The 26,065-nt window shown below is 64.9% G+C and carries 20 protein-coding genes; 12 read left to right on the forward strand and 8 right to left on the reverse strand.

Annotation, left to right across the window (positions count from 1 at the left end; translation table 11 throughout):
- The first annotated feature begins 83 nt into the window (after positions 1 to 83).
- Complete coding sequence (locus NLR35_RS26635; RefSeq protein ID WP_257169506.1) at positions 84 to 1,586, forward strand: NAD(P)/FAD-dependent oxidoreductase; 1,503 nt, start codon at positions 84 to 86, stop codon at positions 1,584 to 1,586.
- A 218-nt stretch (positions 1,587 to 1,804) separates the two neighbouring features.
- On the opposite strand, the gene NLR35_RS26640 is transcribed toward NLR35_RS26635, so the two are convergent.
- Positions 1,805 to 2,722, reverse strand: a complete 918-nt coding sequence (locus NLR35_RS26640; protein WP_257169507.1) for a response regulator transcription factor — start codon at positions 2,720 to 2,722, stop codon at positions 1,805 to 1,807.
- Positions 2,712 to 6,086: an ATP-binding protein gene (locus tag NLR35_RS26645; protein ID WP_257169508.1), complete on the reverse strand. Its 3,375-nt coding sequence runs from the start codon at positions 6,084 to 6,086 to the stop codon at positions 2,712 to 2,714. Before NLR35_RS26645 ends, NLR35_RS26640 begins: the two co-directional genes overlap by 11 nt.
- A 183-nt stretch (positions 6,087 to 6,269) precedes the next feature.
- On the opposite strand from NLR35_RS26645, the gene urtA reads away from it, so the two are divergent.
- From urtA to NLR35_RS26680, 7 genes are all read left to right on the forward strand, one after another.
- The gene (gene urtA / locus NLR35_RS26650) at positions 6,270 to 7,532 is read left to right on the forward strand and encodes an urea ABC transporter substrate-binding protein (RefSeq protein WP_257169509.1); all 1,263 of its coding nucleotides are present in this window, start codon (positions 6,270 to 6,272) and stop codon (positions 7,530 to 7,532) included.
- Positions 7,533 to 7,767: 235 nt separating this feature from the next.
- Positions 7,768 to 8,694: an urea ABC transporter permease subunit UrtB gene (gene urtB / locus NLR35_RS26655; RefSeq protein ID WP_257169510.1), complete on the forward strand. Its 927-nt coding sequence runs from the start codon at positions 7,768 to 7,770 to the stop codon at positions 8,692 to 8,694.
- A gap of 34 nt (positions 8,695 to 8,728) precedes the next feature.
- Complete coding sequence (gene urtC, locus NLR35_RS26660; RefSeq protein WP_257169511.1) at positions 8,729 to 9,865, forward strand: urea ABC transporter permease subunit UrtC; 1,137 nt, start codon at positions 8,729 to 8,731, stop codon at positions 9,863 to 9,865.
- A 10-nt stretch (positions 9,866 to 9,875) separates the two neighbouring features.
- Entirely contained in the window at positions 9,876 to 10,631 is a 756-nt protein-coding gene (gene urtD, locus NLR35_RS26665; protein WP_257169512.1) for an urea ABC transporter ATP-binding protein UrtD, read from the forward strand.
- A 126-nt stretch (positions 10,632 to 10,757) separates the two neighbouring features.
- Positions 10,758 to 11,447 carry an urea ABC transporter ATP-binding subunit UrtE gene (urtE, locus tag NLR35_RS26670; RefSeq protein WP_257169513.1) on the forward strand — a complete coding sequence of 230 codons (690 nt, stop codon included), beginning with the start codon at positions 10,758 to 10,760 and terminating at the stop codon, positions 11,445 to 11,447.
- A gap of 36 nt (positions 11,448 to 11,483) precedes the next feature.
- On the forward strand, positions 11,484 to 12,713 hold the full coding sequence (gene fmdA / locus NLR35_RS26675; RefSeq protein WP_257169514.1) for a formamidase: 1,230 nt from the start codon (positions 11,484 to 11,486) through the stop codon (positions 12,711 to 12,713).
- A 96-nt stretch (positions 12,714 to 12,809) separates the two neighbouring features.
- On the forward strand, positions 12,810 to 13,151 hold the full coding sequence (locus NLR35_RS26680) for a zinc ribbon domain-containing protein (protein ID WP_257169515.1): 342 nt from the start codon (positions 12,810 to 12,812) through the stop codon (positions 13,149 to 13,151).
- 29 nt (positions 13,152 to 13,180) lie between these two features.
- Here the strand turns inward: NLR35_RS26680 and NLR35_RS26685 are convergent, their stop codons facing one another.
- The 4 genes from NLR35_RS26685 to NLR35_RS26700 form a co-directional block, all read right to left on the reverse strand.
- Complete coding sequence (locus NLR35_RS26685) at positions 13,181 to 14,005, reverse strand: MlaD family protein (protein WP_257169516.1); 825 nt, start codon at positions 14,003 to 14,005, stop codon at positions 13,181 to 13,183.
- A 57-nt stretch (positions 14,006 to 14,062) separates the two neighbouring features.
- Entirely contained in the window at positions 14,063 to 14,779 is a 717-nt protein-coding gene (locus NLR35_RS26690) for a DUF1614 domain-containing protein (RefSeq protein WP_257169517.1), read from the reverse strand.
- A 119-nt stretch (positions 14,780 to 14,898) separates the two neighbouring features.
- Complete coding sequence (locus NLR35_RS26695) at positions 14,899 to 15,465, reverse strand: class GN sortase (protein WP_257169518.1); 567 nt, start codon at positions 15,463 to 15,465, stop codon at positions 14,899 to 14,901.
- Positions 15,466 to 15,566: 101 nt separating this feature from the next.
- Complete coding sequence (locus NLR35_RS26700) at positions 15,567 to 17,834, reverse strand: marine proteobacterial sortase target protein (protein ID WP_257169519.1); 2,268 nt, start codon at positions 17,832 to 17,834, stop codon at positions 15,567 to 15,569.
- Between the two features lie 195 nt (positions 17,835 to 18,029).
- Here NLR35_RS26700 and NLR35_RS26705 point away from each other — a divergent pair, with 195 nt between their 5' ends.
- Positions 18,030 to 18,803, forward strand: coding sequence for a helix-turn-helix transcriptional regulator (locus NLR35_RS26705; RefSeq protein ID WP_257169520.1), 774 nt, complete (start codon positions 18,030 to 18,032; stop codon positions 18,801 to 18,803).
- Between the two features lie 1,030 nt (positions 18,804 to 19,833).
- Here NLR35_RS26705 and NLR35_RS26710 read toward each other — a convergent pair.
- Together NLR35_RS26710 and NLR35_RS26715 are read right to left on the reverse strand one after the other, a co-directional pair.
- Positions 19,834 to 21,066: an ABC transporter substrate-binding protein gene (locus NLR35_RS26710; RefSeq protein WP_257169521.1), complete on the reverse strand. Its 1,233-nt coding sequence runs from the start codon at positions 21,064 to 21,066 to the stop codon at positions 19,834 to 19,836.
- A 74-nt stretch (positions 21,067 to 21,140) separates the two neighbouring features.
- On the reverse strand, positions 21,141 to 22,691 hold the full coding sequence (locus tag NLR35_RS26715) for a long-chain fatty acid--CoA ligase (protein ID WP_257169522.1): 1,551 nt from the start codon (positions 22,689 to 22,691) through the stop codon (positions 21,141 to 21,143).
- A 258-nt stretch (positions 22,692 to 22,949) separates the two neighbouring features.
- On the opposite strand from NLR35_RS26715, the gene NLR35_RS26720 reads away from it, so the two are divergent.
- The 3 genes from NLR35_RS26720 (at position 22,950) to NLR35_RS26730 (ending at position 26,049) form a co-directional block, all read left to right on the forward strand.
- Complete coding sequence (locus tag NLR35_RS26720; protein WP_257169523.1) at positions 22,950 to 24,089, forward strand: acyl-CoA dehydrogenase family protein; 1,140 nt, start codon at positions 22,950 to 22,952, stop codon at positions 24,087 to 24,089.
- A gap of 134 nt (positions 24,090 to 24,223) precedes the next feature.
- Complete coding sequence (locus NLR35_RS26725; protein WP_257169524.1) at positions 24,224 to 25,393, forward strand: acyl-CoA dehydrogenase family protein; 1,170 nt, start codon at positions 24,224 to 24,226, stop codon at positions 25,391 to 25,393.
- Positions 25,393 to 26,049, forward strand: coding sequence for a glutathione S-transferase family protein (locus tag NLR35_RS26730; RefSeq protein ID WP_257169525.1), 657 nt, complete (start codon positions 25,393 to 25,395; stop codon positions 26,047 to 26,049). The genes NLR35_RS26725 and NLR35_RS26730 overlap by 1 nt, the downstream gene beginning before the upstream one ends.
- Positions 26,050 to 26,065 lie beyond the last annotated feature (16 nt).

Consider the following 26,065-nt stretch of genomic DNA (forward strand, 5'->3'; position numbering starts at 1 on the left):
CCGCGCTCGCGGGTTGACCATCGTCGTGATCGGGTTCAGCCTGTCACGCGAGGAAACAACAAGACCAACGCCCAAGGACTCCCATGAACGTCATCGCGCCCATCCGGGAGGCCGCGTCCTCTCACGCGACCGAACATTTCGACGTACTCATCGTCGGCGCCGGCATCTCAGGCATCGGCAGCGCCTATCAGCTCGCCAGGCAGATGCCCGACACGCGCTTCGTGATCCTGGAAAGCCAGGACAGCTTTGGCGGTACGTGGCGGACGCATCGTTATCCCGGCATCCGCTCCGACAGCGACCTGCACACCTTCGGCTACAGCTTCAAGCCGTGGGTCGGTCCGCCGATCGCGACGGCGGATGAGATCCTGAAATACATGGGCGACGTGATCGAGGAGAACGATCTCGGCCGCCACATCCGCTATGGCCATCGCATCGTCTCAGCAAGCTGGTCGAGTGCGACCAATCTCTGGACGGTTCACGCGGTCAAGGGCGAGGCCCAGGAGCCCGTCACGATCACGGCGAATTTCCTCTGGATGTGCCAGGGCTACTACCGCCACTCCAAGGGCTACACGCCCGAGTGGCCCGATATGGCGAAGTTCAAGGGCCGTATCGTGCATCCGCAAGTGTGGCCCGACGATATCGATCTCACCGGCAAACAGGTCGTCGTCATCGGCTCCGGTGCGACCGCGGCGACGATCCTGCCGTCGATCGCCGGAAAATGCGCTCACGTCACCATGCTGCAGCGTTCGCCGACCTACTTCCGCATCGGCCGCAACGCCATCGAGCTGGCTGAGGAGCTGCGCCGGCTGCAGGTCAAGGAAGAATGGATCCACGAGATCGTCAGGCGCAAAATTCTGTTCGAGCAGGATTGGTTCACCAAGCGCTGCCTGACCGAGCCCGAGCAGGTGAAGAAGGAGCTGATCGGGCAGATCAGCGCCATTGTCGGCGCCGACTATGCAGCCAGGCACTTCACGCCGAGCTACCGGCCATGGCGCCAGCGCATCGCCTTCGTGCCCGACGCCGACCTGTTCGAGGGCATCAAGAGCGGCAAGGCCTCGGTCGTGACCGACGAGATCGAGCGCTTCACGGAAGGCGGCATCAAGCTGAAATCCGGCGATGAGCTCAAGGCCGATATCATCGTCACCGCGACCGGCTTCGATCTCTGCGTGCTCGGTGACATCGCCTTCACGATCGACGGCAAGCCACTCGATTTTGGCGACACCGTCACCTATCGCGGCATGATGTTCACGGGCGTTCCCAACCTCGCCTGGGTGTTCGGCTATTTCCGCGCCAGCTGGACGTTGCGCACGGATCTCGTGGCGGAGTTCGTGTGCCGGCTGCTCGCGCACATGAAGGCGAAGGGCGTGCAGAAGGTGACGCCGGCGCTACGCCCCGAGGACCACAACATGCCGCTGCTGCCCTGGATCGATCAGGAGAACTTCAACCCCGGCTACATGATGCGCAACATGCACCTGCTGCCCAAGCGCGGCGACAAGCCGGAATGGCAGCACAGCCAGGATTACTGGAGCGAGAAGGACCAGATCCCCGCGATCGATCTGGATGATCCGGCATTTGTGTATGGGTGAGCTTTGATCGTTGGGCCACGCTAGTGCTCCAACACGATATCATCCCCACGCACGCGGGGATCCATAACCACCGGCGGATGTGTTGGGCACGACGTCAGCTGACATCCTGCCCCAAGCGAGATCACGCGGTATGGGTCCCGGGTCGGCGCCCCATGACGCTGCGCGTCATGGGGCTTGCCCAGGACGACAGCCTTGGTTGGGACACCCGTCAGCTCGCCTCAGCTTTCCCGTCGAGCCAGCCCCGTCGCGACCGCAGCGGCCGCCGTGCGGTTCTCAACGCCCAGCTTGGCGTAGATCTGCTCCAGGTGCTTGTCGACGGTGCGCGGGCTCAGGCCGAGGATCTGTGCGATGTCGCGGTTGGTCTTGCCCTTGGAGAGCCAGGATAGCACCTCGCCTTCGCGCGTGGTGAGGCCGAACTCGCTTGAGAACTGCTTCGGCAGTTCGCCTGAGGTCTCCTTGGCCAGCCGCAGCAGCACCTCATTCGGTCCCGCGCCTCCGACGTAATACAGGCGCAGCTCGGGATGGTCCGGAATCGAAGCTGCGGATTTGGCCGCGGCCTTGCCGTTCTGCACCTGATCCAACCATTGGCGCAGAGCGTCCGGCAGCACGAGTTCCTCGGGGGTGCCGAAGCTGTCGGACAGCAGCTTCTGCGCTTGCGGCGTCGCCCACATCAGCCGGCCCTCGCGGTTGACCGCGAGCAGGAAGCGGCCGGAGACGTCGAGCGCGGCGCGTGCGCTCTGCGTCATCCGCGCGTTGGCGAGATGCACGCGGATGCGCGCCAGCATTTCCGAGACGGCGATGGGCTTGGTGACGTAGTCGACGCCGCCGGCTTCCAGACCTTTCACGATGTGCTCAGTGTCGGCGAGGCCCGTCATGAAGATGACGGGCACGTTGGAAAGGCCGGCCTCCCGCTTCAGCTTGCGGCAGGTCTCGAAGCCGTCCATGCCGGGCATGACGGCGTCGAGCAGGATGATATCCGGTGTGATCTGGTCGACGATGCGCATCGCGGCCGCGCCGTCGAGCGCGACCATGACGGTCATTCCCGCGCCGTCGAGTGCGTCCGTGAGCAGCCGCAGCGTCTCCGGCGAATCGTCGACCACCAGTGCCACATCGCGCTTTTTGCTCTCAGTGTTCATAGGCGTGCAAGGTCTTCAGAGTTGCCATGTACTGATCGAGATCGAAGCGATCGATCAGCATACGCATCTGGGCTACGAATTCGGCATGCTCGGGATGCGCGTTGCCGATTTCGTCGAGCTTCAGCTGGATCGCCCTGATGTAGCCGATTTGCCCGAGGCCCATCAGCTCCTCGACATATTTCAGCGGCGGGCGCGAGCCGCTATCGGGGCGCCAGCGTGGCGGAGCCACCGCATGCGCGGTCTGATAGCTCCATTCGAGCTTGAGCAATTGACGGATGGCCTCCAGCAGCCGGGGAATGTCGATCGGCTTCATCAGATAGCTGTCGTGGAACGGCTGCGCCAGCGGGCGCCCATGCGCTTCGAGCGCGCTCGCCGAGGTCATCAGGATGCGCGCATGGTGATGGCCACTGCTGCGCAGCGTCTCGGCCACCGTCCAGCCGTCCATGCCGGGCATCGAGATGTCCAGGATGAACAGGTCCGGCTGGCAATGCTGGGCCAGCGCGAGACAGGCTGCGCCGTCCGGCGCGCTGAGCAGAATGAAGCCGAGGGGTGTCAGCACCTCCCGGAGGAGATCGCGATGCACGGGATCATCGTCGGTGACGAGGATGGTCTTGCGCGGGCCGAGATAGCCCGCGACCGGCGCCTTCACCGGCGCATGCCGCGTCGGGTTGGTCACCTCCGACAGCAGGATCTTCACCTTGAAGGTGCTGCCGGTGCCGACCTTGCTCTCGACCTTGATGTCGCCGCCCATGACGCCGGCCAGCAGCCGGCTGATCGTGAGCCCAAGTCCCGTGCCGGTCTGCGGCTGCGCGACGCCGAGCGCGCCGCGTTCGAACGGCGCGAAGATGCGCTCGAGGTCGTCGGGCTGGATGCCCGGACCGGTGTCGATCACCTCGAACTCGGCGACCGGGCTGCGATAATGCACGACGAACTGGACGCTGCCGTCCTGCGTGAACTTGATGGCATTCGACAGCAGGTTGATCAGGATCTGCCGCAGCCGCTTCTCGTCGGCATAGACGACCAGCGGCAGCACCGCGGGCCGCTTGAACACGAAGTCGACGCCCTTGGCCGCGGCCTGCAGCCGGAACATGCCGACGAGCTGATCGAGGAACTCGCTCAGCCGAACCTCGTCGCGCGACAGATACAGCCGTCCCGCCTCGATCTTGGAGATGTCGAGAATGCCGTCGATCAGCCCCGACAGGTGGTCGGCGCTGCGGCGAACCACCCGTACTTGATCCTTCGGCTTCGGCGCGAGACTCGTGTCCTGCTCGAGCAGCTGCGCATATCCCGAGATCGCATTGAGCGGCGAGCGCAGCTCATGGCTGAGGCCGACGACATAACGGCTCTTGGCGAGGTTCGCCGACTCCGCCACCTCCTTGGCGCGCTGCAGTTCTGCGTCGGTGCGTTTGTGCGCCTCGATCTCCTGGATGAGGAGCTGGGTCTGCCGCCGCGTCTCGGCTTCGGCGGCGCGGCGGCTCTGCTGCGCCAGCACGAACAGCCAGGTGACGACACCGATGATGATGGACAGGGCAAAGAAGACCTTCCAGAGCACGTCGGAAATGATGCCCTTGAAGCCCGGCAATGCGGCTGATGTCTCCAGATAGATCATGCCAAGCGTCAGCGCGACGAGACCTGCTGACGTCAGGAATACGCCGACGTAATGTCCGAGCTGCGAGTTGATCTTCGACAGGACCGATTGCGGCAACATGCCGCTCAGCGCGGCCGACACCTGGGCCTGCGCTCGCGCGTGCGGCTTGCAGAGGTCATGGCAGCGGGCATCGAGCGAGCAGCACAGCGAGCAGATCGGACCGGAATAGGCGGGGCAGGAGGCGGTGTCCTCCGGCTCGAAATGATGCTCACAGATGCAGCATTTGATCTGCTCGATGTTCTGCCAGCTCCGCTTCGGCTTGCGGGCGAGATAATATTTGCCGTCGGTGAGATAGGCGATGGCCGGCGCGGTCACGAGGGCCACGGCCAGCGCGACGAAGGTCGACAGCGCCTTTCCAGTGGGGCCGAACAGACCGTAGAAGGCGCTGATCGAGACGATGGTGGCGATGGTCATCGAGCCGACACCGACCGGATTGATGTCGTAGAGATGGGCGCGCTTGAACTCCATCTGCGGCGGGCGCAGCCCCAGCGGCTTGTTGATCACGAGGTCCGCGACCAGCGCCCCGACCCAGGAAATCGCGATGTTCGAATACAGCGCCAATGTCTGCTCGAGCGCCTTGTAGACGCCGATCTCCATCAAGAGCAGCGCGACGGCGACGTTGAACACCAGCCAGACGACGCGGCCGGGATGGCTGTGGGTCAGGCGGGAGAAAAAGTTCGACCAGGCGATCGAGCCGGCATAGGCGTTGGTGACGTTGATCTTGATCTGGGACAGGATCACGAAGGTGCCGGTCAATGCCAGCGCCAGGTCCGGCCGCGCCAGCACGTAGCGGAACGCCTCGAGATACATGTGCGCCGGCTCGGCCGCGTGGTCGGCCGAGACACCGTGGCTCAGGGCAAAGAACGCGAGGAATGATCCCGCCATCAGCTTGAGCGCGCCGAGCACGATCCAGCCGGGCCCCGCCGACAACAGCGCGATCCACCAGGAGAGCTTCGACGTCCGGCGATCGCGCGGAAGGAAGCGCAGGAAGTCGACCTGCTCGCCGATCTGCGCGACCAGCGAGAACACGACGGCCGCGGCCGTGCCGAACAGCGCGAGATCGAGACCGCCGCTGAGATCGCCGTGCTCGCCGGGAAACTGGCGCCAGTCCGCGAAGGAATGCGGACTCGCGTAGGCGATGGCGGCAAACGGGAGAATGTGCAGCACGACCCAGAGCGGCTGCGTCCAGAGCTGGAAGCGGCTGATCAGGGTGATGCCGTAGGTCACGAGCGGGATGATGACGACGGCGCTGATCAGATAGCCGATCGGGCGCGGGATGCCGAAGCACATCTCCAGGGCGGAGGCCAGGATGACGGCCTCGATCGCGAAAAAGATGAAGGTGAAGGAGGCGTAGATCAGGGAGGTGATCGTCGAGCCGATGTAGCCGAAGCCGGCGCCGCGGGTCAGCAGGTCGATGTCGATGCCGCATTTGGCCGCATAATAGGCGATCGGCAGGCCGCAGCAGAAGATGATGATGCTCGCGATCAGGATCGCGGCGGTGGCGTTGGTGACGCCATAGTTCAGCGTGATGGTGCCGCCGATCGCCTCCAGCGCCAGGAACGAGATCGCGCCCAGCGCGGTGTTGGCGACGCGGGCGGCTGACCAGCGCCGGGCGCTCTTGGCGGTGAAACGAAGCGCGTAGTCCTCCAACGTCTGGTTGGCGACCCACTGGTTGTATTGGCGCCTGACGCGGTCGATCCGCTGCCGCCCTGCCACTCTCGAAACTCCCCCACGCGAAGCGCCTGCGCGCTTCGTCCTGCCCCTCGCGAGATCTGCGTAGAGCCTACGTCGCGCTTTTGCGGTGCAGTATACGCAATCTTGCGTATCCGTGCAGTGCACGAAGCGCGCCATCCTTGGTCCGAGCCAAAGCGTGTCCTCGAACCAATGAATGGGGTGCTCATGTCAGACGAAACCAAAAAAGGCTTGAAGTCGCCACTTCGGCGCCAATTGATGATGGGAATGGCCGCCATCCCGGCACTCGCCATGCTGCCGCGCCCGTCGTTCGGTGCGGGTCCCGCAACCTCTGCTGTCAACACCACCGGCCTTGCAGTCACCGATAGCGAAGTGACCGTCGGTATCCTGCACTCCGTCACCGGCACGATGGCCATCTCGGAGACCGGTTCGGTGCAGGCCGAGAAGCTCGCGATCGAGCAGATCAACGCCTCGGGCGGCGTGCTCGGCCGTAAGATCAAGTTCATCCAGGAAGACGGCGCCTCGGATTGGCCGACCTTCGCCGAAAAGGCCAAGAAGCTGCTGGTCAACGACAAGTGCGCCGCCGTCATGGGCTGCTGGACCTCGGCCTCGCGCAAGGCGGTGCTGCCGGTGTTCGAACAGTACAACGGCATGCTGTACTATCCGACCTTCTACGAAGGTCTGGAGCAGTCGAAGAACGTCATCTACACCGGCCAGGAGGCCACCCAGCAGATCATCGCCGGCCTCGACTGGGTCAACAAGACCAAGGGCGCGAAGACCTTCTACCTGCTCGGCTCCGACTACATCTGGCCGCGCACCTCGAACAAGATCGCCCGCAAGCACATCGAGGGCCATCTGCAGGGCGCCAAGGTCGTCGGCGAGGAGTACTTCCCGCTCGGCCACACCCAGTTCAACTCGGTCATCAACAAGATCAAGCTGACCAAGCCGGACGTGATCTACGCGATCATCGTCGGCGGCTCCAACGTCGCGTTCTACAAGCAGCTGAAGGCTGCCGGCATCGACATGTCGAAGCAGACGCTACTGACCATCTCCGTGACCGAGGACGAAATCGACGGTATCGGCGGTGAGAACATTGCGGGCGCCTATGCCTGCATGAAGTATTTCCAGTCGCTCGATAACGCCAACAACAAGGCCTTCGTCGCCGACTTCAAGAAGATGTGGGGCGAGAAGACCGTGATCGGCGACGTCACCCAGGCGGCCTATCTCGGCCCGTGGCTGTGGAAGTTGACCGTGGAGAAGGCCGGCAGCTTCGACATCGACAAGGTCGCGGCCGCCTCGCCCGGCATCGAGTTCAAGGGCGCGCCGGAGGGCTATGTCCGGATCCACGAGAACCACCATCTCTGGTCGAAGACCCGCGTCGGCCGCGCCAAGGCGGATGGTCAATACGAGCTGATCTACGAAACCGCCGACCTCGTCGAGCCAGATCCGTTCCCGAAGGGCTATCAGTAAGCGCTGCTGCGGCAGCGCGTCGATCATCACTTCGGTGATGATGGCGAGGCTGTAACGCCAGTGAAGGTGCGCTCCCTCCCCCCATGCGGGGGAGGGTCGGGGAGGGGGGTCCCCAGCAAAGACTGCCGTTGTGGACCCCCACCCCCGACCCCTCCCCGCAAGGGGGAGGGGAGACGAGCCAATCCTCGGAGAGATCAATTTCCAACAGCGGGCACTTCGCCCGAGAGGACGGATCATGTTCGGTGACTATTCCATCGGCGACCTCGGGGCCATCTTCGCGATGCAGGGCTTCGCGGGCCTCATCCTGTTTTCGGTCTACGTGCTGATGGCGCTGGGGCTTGCCATCATCTTCGGCCAGATGGGCGTCATCAACATGGCGCATGGCGAGTTCATGATCCTCGGGGCCTACGTCACCTGGATGACCTCGAACGCGTTCCAGCATTTCCTGCCGGCGCTGTTTCCCGGCTACTTCTTCGTCGCGATGGCGCTGGCTTTCATCGCCTCCGGCTCACTAGGCATGCTGGTCGAGTGGGCAATGATCAGCCGGCTCTACAAGCGTCCCCTCGATACGCTGCTCGCCACCTGGGGCCTCAGCCTGATCCTGCAGCAGGCCTACCGCTCGGTGTTCGGTGCGCGCGAGGTCGGCGTCGAGCTGCCGGACTGGATGATGGGCTCCTGGCAGGCGACCGACGCGATCCAGATTCCGATCAACGGCATGTTCGTGATGTGCCTGACCATCCTGATCACCATCGTCGTCGCCTACGTGCTGTTCCTGTCGCGCTGGGGCAAGCAGGTGCGCGCCGTGGTGCAGAACCGCGTGATGGCCGGCGCCGTCGGCATCAACACCGAGAAGGTCGACCGCTACACTTTCGGCCTCGGCTGCGGCATCGCCGGCGTCGCCGGCTCCGCCTTCACGATGATCGGCTCGACCGGTCCGACCGCCGGCCAGCTCTACATCGTCGACACCTTCCTGGTCGTCGTGTTCGGCGGCGCCGCCAGCCTTATCGGCACCATCGCGTCGGCCTTCACCATTTCCCAGGCGCAGTCGACCATGGAGTTCTTCATGTCGGGCTCGATGGCCAAGGTGCTCACGCTGCTGGCGATCGTTGCCATCCTGATGTTGCGGCCGCAGGGGCTGTTCGCCCTCAAGGTCCGCAAATGAGCCAGCTCCAGCAGTCCAACAAGAAAGCACGGCCATGATCAACTCGCGCTTCTTCAACCGATCGGAGCTCATCGGCTTCGTCTCCCTGCTGCTGCTGCTCGTCGTCATCCTGCCACTGGCACTCGACATCTTCCGTCTCAATCTGGTCGCGAAGTATCTGACGTACTCCTTCGTCGCCATCGGCCTGGTGCTGTGCTGGGGCTATGGCGGCATTCTCAGCCTGGGGCAGGGGGTGTTCTTCGGCCTCGGCGGCTACTGCATGGCGATGTTCCTGAAGCTGGAAGCGTCCAGCGTCGCCAACACCAAGATCCAGTCGACGCCCGGCATCCCGGACTTCATGGACTGGAATCAGCTGACCGCGCTGCCGTTCTTCTGGAAACCGTTCCAGAGCTTCCCGTTCGCGCTCGCCGCGATCATCCTGGTGCCCGCGATCTTCGCCTTCATCATCGGCGCCGCGATGTTCAAGCGCCGAGTCGGCGGCGTCTACTTCGCGATCATCACCCAGGCGATCGCGGCGATCATGACGATTCTGATCGTCGGGCAACAGGGCTACACCGGCGGCATCAACGGCATCACCGACCTGCGCACCTTGCACGGCTGGGACATCCGCACCGATCACGCCAAGTACATCCTCTACTTCGTCGAGGTGTTCTTCCTGTTCGCCGCGATCATGGTGGCGCAGTTCATCCGCCTGACCAAGCTCGGCCGCATCCTGGTTGCGATGCGTGAGCAGGAGGACCGCGTGCGCTTCTCCGGCTACAGCGTCGCCAACTTCAAGATCTTCGCCTTCTGCGCGGCGGCGGTGTTCGCCGCGGTCGGCGGTGCGCTGTTCACGCTTGAGGTCGGGTTCATGTCGCCGTCCTTCGTCGGCATCGTGCCGTCGATCGAGATGGTGATCTACACCGCGGTCGGCGGTCGTCTCTCGATCTTCGGCGCGGTCTATGGCTCGCTCCTCGTCAACTTCGCCAAGACCAGCCTGTCGGAGACTTTCCCGCAGCTCTGGCTGTTCGGCCTGGGTGCTCTGTTCATCGCAGTCGTGCTCGCTTTCCCGAATGGCCTCGCCGGCATCTGGGGCGACTACGTTCAGCCGCGCATCGACCGGCTGCTGGCCTCCCGCACGAAGAAATCCGGCAATGGCGGCCTGGTCGCCGACGGCGCCCCCGCAGAGTGAGGACACAGCGATGCTCATCGGTCATCAGCCCAAGGAATTCCTGCTCGCGGTCGAAGCGCTCACCGTCTCCTTCGACGGCTTCAAGGCGGTCAACGATCTCTCCTTCTACGTCGAGGAGAACGAGATCCGCGTCATCATCGGCCCGAATGGCGCCGGCAAAACCACGGTGCTCGACCTGATCTGCGGCAAGACCAAAGCGACCTCCGGCTCGATCCAGTTCCGCGGCAAGGAGCTGACCAAGCTGCGCGAGAACGAGATCGTCAAGGCCGGTGTCGGCCGCAAATTCCAGACGCCCTCGGTATTCGAGGATCTCAGCGTGTTCGAGAATCTGGAGATCTCGTTCCCGCGCGGCCGCACCGTGTTCGGCTCGCTCGCCTTCAAGCGCGACGCCGTGGTCAAGGACCGTGTCGAGGAGGTCGCCGAGATGATCTTTCTGAAAGATCGCCTCACGACCTCGGCGGCCGAGCTCAGCCACGGCCAGAAGCAGTGGCTCGAGATCGGCATGCTGCTGATCCAGAACCCCGACCTCCTGATGCTCGACGAGCCCGTCGCCGGCATGAGCGTCAGCGAGCGGGCGAAGACCGCCGAGCTGCTCAACCGCATCATCAAGGATCGCTCGGTGCTGGTCATCGAGCACGACATGAAGTTCGTCGAGGACATCGCCCACAAGGTCACGGTGCTGCACCAGGGACAGATCCTGTCCGAAGGCACGATGGACAAGGTCAAGAACGATCCGAAGGTCGTCGAAGTCTATCTGGGGCACTAATCCGATGCTGAGAACCTCACTGCATCCACGCCCTCGCTGCGCCCCCTCCCCGCAAGGGGGAGGGGAGCTTACCGCCATTGCCGCTCGATCGGCCGTCTCACTCCCTCTCGCATAGGAAGACATCCGATGCTCGCAATCTCCGATCTCCATGTCGCCTATGGCCAGAGCGAGGTGCTGCATGGCCTGAACGTCAAGGTCGCGCCCAATGAGATCGTTGCTATCATGGGACGCAACGGCATGGGCAAGACCACGCTGATGAAGTCGCTGATGGGCATCCTGCCGTCCAAGAGCGGCTCCATCGACATGAACGGCACCGAGCTGTCGGGCATGAAGAGCTACGAGCGCGTCGCCAAGGGGCTCGCTTATGTGCCACAGGGCCGCATGATCTTCTCGACCATGACGGTCAAGGAGAACATCGAGACCGGCCTCGTGGTCTCCGGCGAGTCCGAGGTGCCCGGCGACATCTACGAGCTGTTCCCGGTGCTGCTCGAGATGAAGGGCCGCCGCGGCGGCAATCTCTCCGGCGGCCAGCAGCAGCAGCTCGCGATCGCGCGTGCGCTCGCCACCAAGCCGAAGGTGCTGCTGCTCGACGAGCCGACCGAGGGCATCCAGCCGTCGATCATCAAGGAGATGGCGCGCACGCTCAAACGCATTCGCGACGAGAAGGGGCTGTCGATCGTCGTCTCCGAGCAGGTGCTGAGCTTCGCGCTCGATATCGCCGACCGCGTGCTGGTGATCGAGAACGGCGAGATCGTCCGCGACGATCCGCGCGAGTCCGTCGATGCCGCGCAGGTCTCGAAATATCTGTCCGTCTAACCACTCCGTCCAAGCAAAGGTAAAGGGGAGCTCTTGATGCCTGACACATTGATCAAGGTCGATCTGACCAAGTCGGCCTACGAGAACGACAAGGTGCACAACCGCTGGCACCCGGACATTCCGATGGTGGAGTGGGTCAACCCAGGCGACGACTTCATCATCGAGACCTATGACTGGACCGGCGGCTTCATCAAGAACAACGACTCCGCCGACGACGTGCGCGACATCGACCTGTCGATCGTGCATTTCCTCTCCGGCCCGATCGGCGTCAAGGGCGCCGAGCCCGGCGACCTCCTCGTCGTCGACCTGCTCGACGTCGGTCCGCTGAAGGAGAGCCTGTGGGGCTTCAACGGCTTTTTCTCCAAGCAGAATGGCGGCGGCTTCCTGACCGACCACTTCCCGCTGGCGCAGAAGTCGATCTGGGACATCAAGGGCCTCTACACCTCGTCGCGTCACGTGCCCGGCGTCAACTTCGCCGGCCTGATCCATCCCGGCCTGATCGGCTGTCTGCCTGATCCCAAGCTGCTCGCCACCTGGAATGAGCGCGAGACCGCGCTGATCGCCACCAACCCGACCCGCGTGCCGGGCCTTGCCAACCCGCCGTTCGCGCCGACCGCGCATGCCGGCCAGGCCAAGGGCGACGTCAAGGCCAAGATCGGGGCCGAGGGCGCCCGCACCGTGCCGCCGCGCGAGCATGGCGGCAATTGCGACATCAAGGACCTGTCGCGCGGCTCGAAGATCTACTTCCCGGTCTACGTGCCCGGCGGCGGCCTCTCGATGGGCGATCTGCACTTCAGCCAGGGCGACGGCGAGATCACCTTCTGCGGCGCCATCGAGATGGCGGGCTGGCTGCACATCAAGGTCGACATCATCAAGGACGGCGTCGCGAAATACGGCATCAAGAACCCGATCTTCAAGCCGTCGCCGATCACGCCGAACTATCGCGACTACCTGATCTTCGAGGGTATCTCGGTCGACGAGGCCGGCAAGCAGCATTATCTCGACGTCCACATCGCCTATCGGCAGGCCTGTCTCAACGCCATCGAGTACCTGAAGAAGTTTGGCTACTCCGGCGCCCAGGCCTATTCGATCCTCGGAACCGCGCCGGTGCAGGGCCACATCTCCGGCGTCGTCGACGTGCCCAATGCCTGCGCGACCTTGTGGCTGCCGACCGAGATCTTCGACTTCGACGTGATGCCGTCGTCGGCAGGTCCGATCAAGCACATCAAGGGCGATATCCAGATGCCGATCTCGCCGGACAAATAACGGTCTCCCTGTGCGACGGGGTGCGGGACGGCTGCGTCTTTGGCCGCCCCGCATCCGCCGCGCGGGAGGAGATGATGTTGCGCAGGAGACGAGACAATGCCGGTCTATGAATATCTTTGTGATGAATGCGGGCCGTTCACGGATATGCGCCCGATGGCGGAATGTGATGAGCCGCAGGTCTGCCCGCAATGCCAGGACATGGCGCCGCGCGTGATCCTCACCGCGCCCGCCTTCGCCTGCATGCCGGCGGAACGGCGCACGGCGCATGCCACCAACGAGCGCAGCCGCCACGCGCCGCAGGCGGTGGCCGAGTACAAGGCCAAGCACGGGGCGGGTTGCGGCTGCTGCTCGCCGAAGAAGTCGCCGCGGCTGATGACCAAATCCAAGAGCGGCGCCAAGGGCTTTCCGACGGCGCGACCGTGGATGATCAGCCACTGAACGAACGCGAGGGGCGGCGCGTCCGCCCCTCAGCGCGACGCCGGCACCCGGCGCGGTCCGGGGCCCGGCGGCTGGCCGCCGAACTTCGCGCTCATCGCGTTGGCGCCGTCGCTGATGTCGACCAGCGTCTTGCGGCTGTCGTCGATCACCTTGGCGGATTTGCGCCTGAAGCCGTCGACCAGCTCGCGCATCGACTTGATCTGATCGAACAGCTGGCCGGGATTGCCATCCGCGAAGCCAGGAATGGCGCCGTCGATCTTGGTGACCAGGGTATCGAAGCCCTTGAAGATGTCTTCGGCCTTGTCGATCGCGGAGTCGAAGGCTGCGGTCTTGTCCTGCAGCGCGGCGGTCTCGGTCTCGAAGCTCTGCAGCGCGTCCTTGATCGCCGGCGCGTTGCTGACGATGTATTTGTCGATGTTGTGCACCGTCTCGACCATCGTCTCCTGGTCCTTGAGATCGGCTGAAAGCACCGGCACCCCGTCGTGATCCAACGGCACCGGTGGGGCCGTCGGCGCGCCGCCCACCAGCGAGATCGCGGCGATGCCGGTGAGGCCCTGGAACTCGATGCCCGCGGTGGTGTCCTTGCGGATCGGCGCCGACTTGTCGAGCGTGATCATGGCGACGATCTTGCGCGGGCTTTCCAGATTGATCGACAGGATCTGTCCGGCCTGCACGCCGTCGAAATTGACCGGACCGCCCTTGCGCAGGCCCGCCGCCGAGCCGCCGTCGAACACCACGCGCATCGTGCTGCGTTGCTCGGCGATGCGGCGCTTCTGCTTGACCAGGACGCCGCTGATCCCGGCCGCCACGGCCGCGATCGTCAGGGTTCCCACGATGAGATTGATCGCGCGCATTCCGGGTCCGTGGCTGTCTCCGTGCGATTTTAGCGGCTAACGCGTCCGGTTGAAAGCTCAGCGCGCGAGGCCCGGGCGGGACGGGGCGGCGAGGCCCGCCAGCAGCACCGCGAGGATGCCGGTCAGGAAGACGCCGTCGAAGGTCCCGGCGCCGCCGATCGAGGCCACGGGCGCGCCGAGGCTGCCGATCTTGTCGAGGTTCATCAGGTCGGCGCCGACCAGCGTGCCCATCGAGCCGCCGATATAGGCCAATGGCGCAGCGTATTCGCGCGACAGCAGGAAGGCCAGGATCGCGGTGACGACCACGGGTGCGAACACCGGCACGGCGATGCCCACACCCTGCACCGGCGTCGCCATGGCATGGATGATCACGGCGATCACCAGCACAGCGATCGCGGCGCGCAGCCAGAGCTGGTAGCGCAGCACGAGATAGGTCGACATGATCGTCGGGATCACTGCACCGCCGACGTTCACGGCCAGCAGCGTGCCCGGCCATTGATGCACCAGCGGCACGACATATTGCATGCCGAAGAAGTCGATGACCTCGCCGGAGCGCGCCACTTGGCCGGGCAGCATCGTGATCGGGATGTTGAAATAGCTGCCGACCAGCGAGCCGAACAGCAGCAGCATTGCCGTGCCCGAGCTGACGCCGAGCTTCATGTAGGCATAGCGCAGGATGCCGAGCTGGATCAGGACGATCACGACGCCGAACGCCAGCACCAGGATGGCGAAGAAGGCGGGCGTAATCGGCAGATACTGGATCTGGGAATGCATCTCGGAAGCGCTTGGAATGTGAACCTTGCTGAACCCGTGGGATCATCCCACGAGAGCGGCAAGGTGACAAATGGGCATCCGGCGCTTGGTTCCCAAGGGGGCGATGGCTGGCGCGTCCTTCATTGATCGGCGATCAGCGTGGCGTGCAGGACGTAGCGCTCCGGCCCTTGTGTCAGCGCGTCGAACGGCCAGCACGTGGAGAGCACGAGCTCAGGGCGCTCGGTGCCCGGATCGATGCCGGACGCATCGAAGCGCACCACGCTGGTCCCGTCAGCGCGATAGCGGAAGGTCCTGCCGTCGCGCCCGACGACGTCGATCTCGTCGCCGATGCTGACGTCCTTCAGGAAACGGAAGTGCGTGTCGCGATGGGCCGAATAGACGGCGACGCCGGCCTCGCCCGGCTCGGCAGTCCCTTCGACATGCCCGGCGCCGAAGGCCAGTGCCTGGCCGCTGGAGCCGGCCAGCGCAATGGTGGAGACGCCGAGGCGTTTCACCTCGATGCGCGCCACCGGGACGGTGTCGGCCCAGGACCACGGCTTCACTGGCCGGCCAGTCGCGATGGTCTGGCTGAAGGCGCGGTCGAGCAGAACCTGCGCGACGATGGCCTTGGCGTGGATCAGGGCGCCGTGGCTGAACAGGATGAGGCCGACAAGCGCGACTGCGAGCGGGATGATAATTCGTGGCATTCTTCTCTCCTCCGTCATTGCGAGCGAAGCGTAGCAATCCAGAGTCGTCGTGCAGCCCCTGGATTGCTTCGTCGCTTCGCTCCTCGCAATGACGACATTGCTTAGTTGGCAGCTCGTCGCCTCAGTGCGACCAGCCAGATCAGTTCGAGCAGCAGCAGGCCCAGTCCCAGCAGCATGCTGAGCTCCGCGTCGGTCGCCGTCTTCGGCAGCGTGATCGTCGCGGGCGCCGTCGGCACCACGGGCCGCTTCAGCGCGGCAAGCTGGACGTCGCCGTCGGCCTCGGCGCGGCGTTCCTTCTGCGCAGCCGGCATCCGGGCGCGCTCGCCGAACACCTTCTCGAAATCCCAGCCGGCCGGCAGGTTGATCGGCAGCTCGGCGAGCCTGAGCGGCTCGCCGTCGGGGCGGCGCGGGGTCTTGTCGACCGCGACGAGGCTGGTCAGGCGGGTCACCAACTGATGCTCCAGCGCCAGCTTGAGGATTGCGCCGTCGGCTTCCTCCGGTGTCATCTGCCGCATCGTCTTCGCCACCTCGGCATCGCCGATCTTGCGTCGCGCCCACAGCTTCGACAGGCCCTTGCCTTCGGCGGCGCCGGACAGCGGCAGCGTGATGGTCCAGGGCTGGTCGCCGATGCGGCCCTTGAGCTGCAGCGATCCGGCGAGACGATCGATCTTCGCCGCCAGCACCAGTGGCTCGTTGCGATAGACGTCCGGCAGCACGGCGGGCGTGAGGTCGGCGGAGGCTTCCGAGAACGTCGCGGTCAGCCCCGTCACGACCGGATTCTCCAGCTTGGCGAACAGGTCCCGCATCCGCTCCTCGACCTGCTCGACCGAGCCGATATGGGTGAAGGCGCCGCGGCCGAGCTCGGCGGCGCGGCTCATCAGGTAGGTGTTCGGCGCCGAGCCGATGCCGACCATGAAGATGCGCGAGCGGCCGCGCATCGCGGTGATGGTCTCGAACAACTGCTGCTCGTTGCCGATGGCGCCGTCGGTGAGGAACACCACCTGGCGCACGCGGTCTGAGTCGCTGCCATCGTCGGTGAGCGCCGCGCGCATCGCCGGCACCATCTCGGTGCCGCCGCGCGCGTCCAGCGAACTGACGTAGCTGGTGGCGCTGCCGACATGCTCGGCATCGGCGGGGACCGAGGAGGGAAACAGCACCGTCATGGTGTCGTCGAACCGGATGACGTTGAAACGGTCGCCCGGCTGCAGCCGTCCCAGCGCATAGATCAGGCTGGCCTTGGCCTGGCGGATCGAGGTGCCGCCCATCGAGCCGGAATTGTCGATCACGAAGATCACGTCGCGCGGCTGCGGCCGCTGCGTGGTCGTGGCCACCGCCGGCGGCGTCACGAAGGCGAGCAAATAGTCGGCATCGCCGACCTGCTCGTGAAACAGGCCGACCGACGGCATCTTCTCCGACGCCGGCTTCCAGGTCAGCTCGAAATCACGATCGGCCGGCACCACGCCCTCGGCCAAGGTGACGACCCGCGTCTTTGCATCGGGGCTGTCGATCGTCACTTGGTGATGATGGCTCTTGACCTCGCCGACGACGAAGCCCGCCTGCAGCCGCACGGTGATGCGGGTCGGATTGACCGGAGCATCCTTGGCGGGGTCGAGCACCTCAGGCGAGATGCGGTCGCGATCCGGCACCGGATCATTGCTCGCGGCACCCCAGCCATCGCTGCCGGGGCGGAGATCAACGCTCTGCACGATCGGCTTGGGATTGTAGCGCGGCGCGACCACCAGCGGCACGAGGAGCGAGAACTCGCCGGCGACCTGCGCCACCGGCTGCTGATATTCGATCTGCACCAGCACGGTCTCGCCGGGGCCGATATTGGCGAGCGAGTTGGTGAAGATGTTCGGTCGTTCCTGCTCGGTCAGCGCGGCCGTCTTGCCCTCGCGCTTGGCCTGCTCGTAGATCACCTTGGCTTGCTGGCGCGGCTTGATGTCGCCGACCACGATTCGGTCGCCGACGATCATCTTCAAGGTGTCGACCGCGCTGTCCGTCGGCAGCGGATAGACGTAGACCGCCTCCATCCATTGCGAGCTGGTGTTCTTGAACAACTGCGTCACGCGCGCCCGCGCGGTCGGGCCGGAGACGACGATATCGACATCGATGCCAAGCCGCGGCGCCTCGGCATAGCCCGCGTCGGATTTGAACAGCAGCGCGCCGGAGCGGGCGTCGGCCGGCTTGGTCAGCGGGGCCAGCGGGCCTTCGGCCGACCAGCCCGGCGTGATGCTGAGAAACAGCGCGGTGAAGCCGACCAGCGCCACGGCGGCGGCTTGCAGCAGCAGGAACAGCAGCATGGTCACGATCCAGGACCGGACCGGATGGCGGCTGCTGCGGATATCATAGTCGATGGTGTCGCTCATCAGAGGCTCCGCAACGAGAATGGGGCAGGCTGAGATTGAGCGGGTGCCGCTGTCGTCGCGAGCGGAATGGTCGGTCTTGTTCGGCCGTCGCGCGCCCGGCTCCGTCCGGTGGTGCGGGAGGAGGCGGCTGATCTGTCCGGGTTTGTGCTGATTTGTCCGTCTGCTAGAAGGGGGAGTGACGCGGCAGGGGACAGGATGTCGAACCCGGACAACAACGAGCTATCGGACGAGCAGAGCCGGCAGGTGGCCGAGGCCGTTCGCGAGGAGATCGCGCGGCGGCGGATGTCGCGGCAGACACTGGCGGAGCAGGCGAAGCTGAGCCTGTCGACCCTGGAGAAGGCACTCGGCGGCCGCCGCCCGTTCACGCTGGCGACCATTGTTCGGCTCGAGCAGGCGCTCGGCATGTCCTTGCGCAAGGCGCCGAGCATGCCGGCGCCTGTGGCTGCTGCGAACGCCGGCATCGCGCCGGACAGCCTCGGCTCCTATTCGCGCCGCGCGGTCGAATGGATCGAGGGCACCTACGTCACCCTGCGGCCCTCGTTCGGCGACAAGGAGGCGATCTATGCCTACCGCACCGACATCGTGTGGGACGATGCCGCCTCGTCGCTGGTGTTCCGCGAGGGCGCGCGGCTCGATGCCGCCTTCTCGCAGTTCGGCGAGGTCGCCGTGCCCAACCAGTCCGGCTTCGTCTATCTCGTCACCAATCGCCACGGCCAGCACCGCCTGATCACGGTATCGCGCCCGACCATCACCGGCGAGATGTACGGCATCATCACGACGCTGCTGGCAGGGCGCGGCTCGCTGCTCACCCCGATTGCGGCGCCGATCGCACTGCTGCCGCTGCGGAACGTGGCGGAGCCGAGTTTCGGACGGCTCGGGGCCGATGATCCGCATTATGGCCTCTATCGCGAGCACCTGCGCAAGACGATCGAGGAGCCGTTTGCGCTGTTCGTGCAGGGCGTGCCGTGAGTTGTCAGGCACACGGCTAACCACCGTCATTGCGAGGAGCCAACGGGTCCGCGCAAAGCGCGGCCCGATGACAGGCTCCGCGACGAAGCAATCCACAGTCGCGACCTCGGCCCTGGATTGCCGCGCCGCGCTCGCAATGACGGAGCTTATGGGAGCCACCGTGTTTCATCAAACACAGTGTCGTCCCGGCGAACGCCGGGATCCATAACCACAGGGAGAAGTTTGAGGCAGGCGGCGGGTGGTTGGCATCTCGCATCTCACAGCGGCTGCGGAGTATGGGTCCCGGATCGGCGCCGCGATGCGCTGCGCGCGTCGCGGCTTGTCCGGGACGACAGCGGAGGGGGAGGTGAATTCACGGTTCAAACAACCAGGAACGTTCAGAGGCACGGCACATACGCGCACGGTCTCGCTGCCGAAACGGCCCGAGTGATGCGATCAGTTCGTCCCTCGCAAATCGTGCAGAGGGCGCAGGGAATGCCGGGTGAGGGCCTCACCCATGGCCCGCCTGCGAAAAAATGCAGGCGGCAGGTACCACAGGTGCAGCCGACATTCCGGCATTCCCTGCGCGATGGGCTTCACGCTTATACGCAGTCTCCCTGGTGCGCCGAGCTTGTTGGCCACCATGCCGCCGCACTGCTTGCGCATTGCGCGGGAGACACCAGCTTCGGGGTGTCAGGACGCTGCGACTTCACGTCCGCGATCAATCGTTCGTCCGCGCCCTCGTTAAGAAGACGCTGCGATCTCTCGCGGCCATCGCTCCCCGCCTCGCGTGTCGTGACGATCGCGCGCAACGCCCCTCCGCAGTGAGGCGGGATGGAGAGAGATAATCATGAATTCGGTAAAATAGCAAGTGTTGTTTTCGGTTTTCAGAATTCTCGGTGGGGCTGGGGTCCGGGGCCGCGTTAGCAGTCTGCTCCCTCTCCCCGTTCTTCACGGGGAGAGGGAGCGCAGCGCCTTCGGAGCTTCGGGAGTGCTTCATTCGCCTGCAGGTTTGCCCTCAAGCCACGACGTCAAGTGCGCCGCCTCCTACCTACCCTCCGACGTCCGCGCTGATGATATCTCCGAACAGATCCCACTTGCCGCCCTTGAACTGCATCATCTTGAGCTGCTCGATGGGTGCGAAGTCGTTCGGGCCGGTGTTGACCTTGATGCCGGGGATCAGGGTGTCCGGCGCGAAGTCCTTCAGGCTGGCGGCCTGCTTCATGACGTTCTCGCGGGTGAGATTGTCGCCGCACTGCTTCAGGGTCTGCACCATGGTCTGCGCCGCGGCGTAGCCATAGGCGAGGTTGGCGTCGGAGATGTTGGCGCCGGGCATGTATTTGTCGATGAAGGCCATGAACTTCTTCATGCCCTCGTCATCCTTCCACTGCGGGTCCGACGGGTCCTTGAGATAGCCGGCGGAGAGCACGCCCTCGGAGGCTTCGAGGCCCGCCGGCTTCATCACGGCGCCGATCGAGATCGACACGTCGGTCATCAGGTGCATCGGCTTCCATTCCAGCTCGGCGATCTTCTTGATCGCTTGCGCTGCAAATTTCGGCGTGGCGATGTTGACGAACACGTCGGCGCCGGTGCCCTTGACCTTGACGATATGGGCATCGATCGACGGCTCCGAGGTCTCGTAGCTCTCCTCGGCGACGATCATGGTCTTGGCCTTGTCGCCGAGCACCTCCTTGATGCCGAGCAGGTAGTCCTTGCCGAAATCGTCATTGGCATAGAAGATCGCGATCTTCGCGTTCGGCTTCTCCTTCAGGATGTACTTGGCGAAGATCCGCGCCTCGACACGATAGCTGGGCTGGAAGCCCATCGTCCACGGGAATTCCTTCGGCTCGTTCCACTTGCTGGCGCCGGTGGCCAGGAACAGCTGCGGCACCTTCTTGGCGTTGTGATACTTCTGCACCGCGGTCTGCGTCGGCGTGCCCAGCGCGTTGAAGACGAGGAACACCTCGTCGCTCTCGATCAGCTTGCGCACCTGCTCGACGGTCTTCGGCGGGCTGTAGCCGTCGTCATAGGAGATGAAATTGATCTTGCGGCCGTTGATGCCGCCCTGGTCGTTGATCATCTTGAAATAGGCGTCCTCGGTTTTGCCGATGATGCCGTAGGCCGAGGCCGGGCCGCTATAGGCCTCGACATTGCCGATCTTGATCTCGGTGTCGGTGACGCCGGTGTCGTATTTCTTCTGCGCGAGCGCGCTGTGGCTCGCCAGAACGGAGAGTGCGGCGGCGGCCGCGAAAGACAGCAGAGTCCTGGTCGTCATCGGCAACATTCCCTGGGCTTCCTCTGGTTGGTCTTGTGGGTCTTGGTGGTCGGCGACGCGCGATGTCGGCCGCGCATTCGAAATCACGATGCCTGCTGGACCAGATCGACCGCCGATGCGGTCGCAAAGCTCTTGCGCAGGGTCGGCTTGTGGATCTTGCCGGTGGCGTTGCGCGGCAGCGCGTCGACGAAGCGCACCGTCCGCGGGCATTTGAAGCGGGCGAGGTTCGCCTGGCAGTGCGCGAATATCTCTGCCTCGCTCAGGCTGTGGCCGGGCTTGACGGCGATGATCGCCATGCCGGTCTCGCCCCATTGCGGATCGGCGATGCCGATCACGGCGGCCTCCGCCACTGCGCTCAGCTGGTGCAGCACGCTCTCGACCTCGGCCGGATAGACGTTCTCGCCGCCGGAGATGTACATGTCCTTCCAGCGATCGACGATGTAGTAGAAGCCCTCGTCGTCGACGCGGGTCGCATCACCGGTGTGCAGCCAGCCGTCGGTGAAGGAGGAGCGGTTGGCGTCGGGCCGGTTCCAATAGCCGGGCGTGACGTTGGGGCCGCGCACCCAGAGTTCTCCGAGTTCGCCGATAGCGGCATCGCTGCCGTCGGGGCGCACGATGCGCACCTCGGTATGCAGCACCGGCTTGCCGGCTGAGCCGGCCTTGCGCCCGGCATCCTCGCGGTCGAGCGCGAGCACCGCCGGCGAGGTCTCGGTCATGCCATAGCCCTGCTGGAGCGCGACGCCGCGCGCCTCCCATGTGGCGAGCAACGGCACCGGCATCGGCGCGCCACCGACGCCCCCGATCACCAGCCGGCTGAAATCGGCGGTCGCGAACGCCGGATGCTGCGCCATGAACTGATAGATCGCGGGCACGCCGAAGAACACGTTGATGCCGTGCGCAGGATCGCCGATGAGCTGCAGCGCCTGGCCGGGATCGAACGCGCGCATGATCAGCACGGTGGCGCCGACATGCAGCACGGGATTGGTGTAGCAGTTGAGGCCGCCGGTGTGGAACAGCGGCAGCACCGTCAGCAGCACCGAGGACGGCGTGATGTAAGCGGGGCCGCCGAGATTGACGCAATTGTAGAACGTCATGCCGTGGGTGATCATCGCCCCCTTCGGCTGCCCTGTCGTGCCCGACGTGTACATGATGGTCGAGACGTCATCGAGCGTGACCGGCTCGACCGCGGTCAGCGGCTTGGCCGTGGCGATCGCCTGCTCGTAGCTGCCGCCGGGTCCGTAGCGCAGCGCGGTGGCGACGCCGCACAGCCGGCTCACGGCCAGCGCGGTGTCGGCGAGGTCGTCATCATGGATCATGAGTTTCGGCGCGCAATCGCCGACGATGAACTGTAGCTCGGGAACGGTGAGGCGGGTATTGAGCGGCACGAAGATGGCGCCGACGCGGAAGCAGGCGAATTGCACTTCCAGGGTATCGGTGGCATTCAGCGCCAGCACGGTGACGCGGTCGCCCTTGCTGACGCCACACGCGTCGCGGAGATGCCCGGCTAGGCGGGCGACGCGAGCATCGAACTCGGCATAGCTGAAACGCCTGTTGCTGCCGAGATCGACCATGGCGGTCTTGGCCGGCGTCCTCCGCGCATGATGCGCAATCCAGTCGTAATACCGTACTGGCACGCGTTCCCTCCTCGTGTCAGGCGATCTGATGCCGCCTTGACCGTGATTGTGTAGCGCGCTTGTCCGGATCGAACCGCGCGGCATCGTTTTGTCGCGAGTGGGCCGGTGTGTGCATTGCACTGTCTTGCGTCAAGGCGCTGTTGCTGGGTAACAAGAGCGTCCGGGCGGTACGTGATTTCGGCCAGCAGCGCCTCGACGCAAGGCGATCCCCCTGGCGTCCGGCCATTCTGGCGAAGCAGCAACCAGAGCCCGGTGACGATGACGAAAAGTCCGTTCTACACGGCCGAGCACGAGGCCTTCCGCGACGTCGTCAGGCGCTTCGTCGACAAGGAGATCGCGCCGTTCGCGAGCGCGTGGGATGAGGCCGGAGAGTTTCCGCGTGCGCTGTATGCGAAGGCTGCGGAGATCGGCTTGCTGGGGCTCGGCTTCCCCGAGGAGTTCGGCGGCGTCGCGGCCGATCAGTTCATGAAGATCGTGTCGTCGCAGGAGCTGGCGCGCGCCGGCGCCGGCGGCGTCAGCGCCAGCCTGATGAGCCACAGCATCGGCGCACCGCCGATCGCGCGCGCGGCGCGGCCGGAGGTGAGAGCGCGGGTGCTGCCGGAGATTCTCTCAGGGCGAAAGATCTCGGCGCTCGCCATTACTGAGCCGAGCGGCGGCTCGGATGTTGCCAATCTCCGCACCAAGGCGGTCCGCGACGGCGATCACTACGTCGTCAGCGGCGAGAAGACCTTCATCACCTCGGGCATGCGCGCGGACTACATCACCGCCGCGGTGCGCACCGGGGGCCCCGGGCCGGCCGGCGTCAGCCTGCTGCTCATCCCCGGCGACACGCCGGGCCTGACGCGAACCAAGCTGAACAAGATGGGCTGGTGGGCGTCGGATACGGCGACCCTGCATTTCGACGGCTGTCGCGTGCCGGTCGAGAATTTGATCGGCGAGGAGGGGCAGGGCTTCAAGCTGATCATGCACAATTTCAACTCCGAGCGGATGGGCATGGCGGCGAGCTGCACGGCGTTCGCGCGGGTCTGCCTCGACGACGCGATCGCCTATGCGAAGGAGCGCCAGACCTTCGGCAAGCCACTGGCGCAGCACCAGGTGATCCGCCACAAGCTGGTCGACATGGCGCAACGCGTCGCGGCCTCGCAGGCGATGCTGGAAATGCTGGCGTGGCGGCTCGAACAAGGCGACAATCCGGTCGCCGAGATCTGCATGATGAAGAACCAGGCGACGCAGACGATGGCCTACTGCGCTTCCGAGGCGGTGCAGATCTTCGGCGGCGCCGGCTTCATGCGCGGCATTCGCGTCGAGCGGATCTATCGCGAGGTGAAGGTCAATGCGATCGGCGGCGGCACCGAGGAGATCATGAAGGACCTGGCCAGCCGGCAGATGGGATTGTGAGCCGCGCCCTCTGCTCGTCATGCCCGGGCTTGACCCGGGCATCCACGCTGTGCGCCACATCTGAACAACGACGTGGATGGCCGGGACAAGCCCGGCCATGACGTCAAAGAAAAACGACCGGAGCCCGAGGACGAATGCTCTTCACCGCCGACCACGACGAACCGCGCCGCATCCTGCAGAAGTTCATCGCTGCCGAGATCAATCCTCATGTCGACGAATGGGAGGAGGCCGGCATCTTTCCGGCGCATGAGCTGTTCAAGAAGCTCGGCGACCTCGGCTTTCTCGGCCTCAACAAGCCGGTCGAGTACGGCGGCCAGGGGCTGGATTATTCCTACGCGCTGATGATGGCGGAAGAGCTCGGCGCCATCAATTGCGGCGCCATCCCGATGGCGATCGGCGTGCAGACCGACATGGCGACGCCGGCGCTGGCGCGGTTCGGCTCCGACGAGGTGCGCAAGGAATTTCTCGCGCCGGCGATCTCCGGCGACTACGTGGCCTGCATCGGCGTCTCCGAGCCGGGCGCCGGCTCCGACGTCGCCTCGATCAGGACCCAGGCGCGCTCCGATGGCGACGACTACGTCATCAATGGCGGCAAGATGTGGATCACCAACGGCACGCAGGCGGATTTCATCTGCCTGCTCGCCAACACCAGCGATGGCCCGGTTCATCGCAACAAGTCGCTGATCTGCGTGCCGATGAAGAGCAAGGGCGTGCAGGTCGCGCGCAAGCTCGACAAGATGGGCATGCGCTCGTCCGACACCGCGCAGATCTTCTTCGACAATGTCCGCGTGCCCAAGCGCAACCGCGTCGGCGAAGAGGGCATGGGCTTCACCTACCAGATGATGCAGTTCCAGGAGGAGCGGCTGTGGGCCGGCGCCGCCTGCCTGAAGGCGCATGAGGCGATCATCAACGCGACCATCGAGTACACCCGCAACCGGAAAGCCTTCGGCCGCTCGATCCTCGACAACCAGGTCGTCCACTTCCGTCTCGCCGAGCTGCAGACCGAGGTCGAACTGCTGCGCGCGCTGACCTATCAGGCGGCGGAGGCGATGATCGCGGGCGAGGACATGACGCGGCAGGCGACGATGGTGAAACTGAAGACCGGCCGGCTCGGGCGCGAGCTCACCGACGCCTGCCTGCAATATTGGGGCGGCATGGGCTTCATGAACGAGACGCCGGTCAGCCGCGCCTATCGTGATTCGCGGCTGAGCTCGATCGGCGGCGGCGCCGACGAGGTGATGCTGACGATCCTGTGCAAGATGATGGGCACCTTGCCGGGCATGGCCAAAGCGGGGAACGCCTGATGATCACGCTGTATCATTGCGACGGCGCCCGCTCGTTCCGCCCGCTGTGGATGCTGGAGGAGCTTGGAGCTGACTACGAGTTGAAGATGCTGCCGTTCCCGCCGCGGGTGCTGGCGAAGGAGTATCTCGCGATCAATCCGCTGGGGACGATTCCTTATCTGATCGATGGCGAGACGAAGATGACGGAGTCGTCCGGCATCTGTCACTATCTCGGCATCAGGCACGGCCCGACGCCGCTGATGGTCGGGCCTGAGGAGCGCGACTACGGCGCGTTCCTGAACTGGATGTATTTCTCCGACGCGACGCTGACGTTCCCGCAGACGTTGGTATTGCGATACACTCAGCTCGAGCCTGAGGAGCGGCGCTCACCGCAGGTCGCCGCCGACTATGCCAAATGGTTTCTGGGCCGGCTGCGCGCTGTGGAGGCAGCTACGGCCAATGCCGAATTCCTGAGCGGCGGACGTTTCACCGCTGCGGATATCGTGATCGGCTATGCGCTGCGGCTCGCCGACACGCTCGGGCTCGCCAAGGACTTCGGGCCGAATGTGGCCGCCTATTGGGCGCGCCTGCAGCAGCGCGATGGCTACCTCAGGGCGCGCGCCGCCGAGCAGCGTGCAGGCGTCGAGCAGGGCATCAAGCCGCGTGTCAGGCCATGAGTTGCGTACGTCATTC

Origin of the sequence: Bradyrhizobium sp. SRS-191 (assembly GCF_024586915.1) — a bacterium.
Lineage (GTDB): Bacteria > Pseudomonadota > Alphaproteobacteria > Rhizobiales > Xanthobacteraceae > Bradyrhizobium.

Coding starts and splice junctions, on each gene's coding strand:
- NLR35_RS26680 (WP_257169515.1), top strand. CDS start 12,810: ATGCCGGTCTATGAATATCTTTGTGATGAATGCGGGCCGTTCACGGAT.
- NLR35_RS26695 (WP_257169518.1), bottom strand. CDS start 15,465: ATGCCACGAATTATCATCCCGCTCGCAGTCGCGCTTGTCGGCCTCATC.
- NLR35_RS26710 (WP_257169521.1), bottom strand. CDS start 21,066: ATGTTGCCGATGACGACCAGGACTCTGCTGTCTTTCGCGGCCGCCGCC.
- NLR35_RS26705 (WP_257169520.1), top strand. CDS start 18,030: ATGTCGAACCCGGACAACAACGAGCTATCGGACGAGCAGAGCCGGCAG.
- NLR35_RS26635 (WP_257169506.1), top strand. CDS start 84: ATGAACGTCATCGCGCCCATCCGGGAGGCCGCGTCCTCTCACGCGACC.
- NLR35_RS26700 (WP_257169519.1), bottom strand. CDS start 17,834: ATGAGCGACACCATCGACTATGATATCCGCAGCAGCCGCCATCCGGTC.
- NLR35_RS26730 (WP_257169525.1), top strand. CDS start 25,393: ATGATCACGCTGTATCATTGCGACGGCGCCCGCTCGTTCCGCCCGCTG.
- NLR35_RS26725 (WP_257169524.1), top strand. CDS start 24,224: ATGCTCTTCACCGCCGACCACGACGAACCGCGCCGCATCCTGCAGAAG.
- NLR35_RS26690 (WP_257169517.1), bottom strand. CDS start 14,779: ATGCATTCCCAGATCCAGTATCTGCCGATTACGCCCGCCTTCTTCGCC.
- urtA (WP_257169509.1), top strand. CDS start 6,270: ATGTCAGACGAAACCAAAAAAGGCTTGAAGTCGCCACTTCGGCGCCAA.
- fmdA (WP_257169514.1), top strand. CDS start 11,484: ATGCCTGACACATTGATCAAGGTCGATCTGACCAAGTCGGCCTACGAG.
- urtB (WP_257169510.1), top strand. CDS start 7,768: ATGTTCGGTGACTATTCCATCGGCGACCTCGGGGCCATCTTCGCGATG.
- NLR35_RS26720 (WP_257169523.1), top strand. CDS start 22,950: ATGACGAAAAGTCCGTTCTACACGGCCGAGCACGAGGCCTTCCGCGAC.
- urtC (WP_257169511.1), top strand. CDS start 8,729: ATGATCAACTCGCGCTTCTTCAACCGATCGGAGCTCATCGGCTTCGTC.
- urtD (WP_257169512.1), top strand. CDS start 9,876: ATGCTCATCGGTCATCAGCCCAAGGAATTCCTGCTCGCGGTCGAAGCG.
- NLR35_RS26640 (WP_257169507.1), bottom strand. CDS start 2,722: ATGAACACTGAGAGCAAAAAGCGCGATGTGGCACTGGTGGTCGACGAT.
- urtE (WP_257169513.1), top strand. CDS start 10,758: ATGCTCGCAATCTCCGATCTCCATGTCGCCTATGGCCAGAGCGAGGTG.
- NLR35_RS26685 (WP_257169516.1), bottom strand. CDS start 14,005: ATGCGCGCGATCAATCTCATCGTGGGAACCCTGACGATCGCGGCCGTG.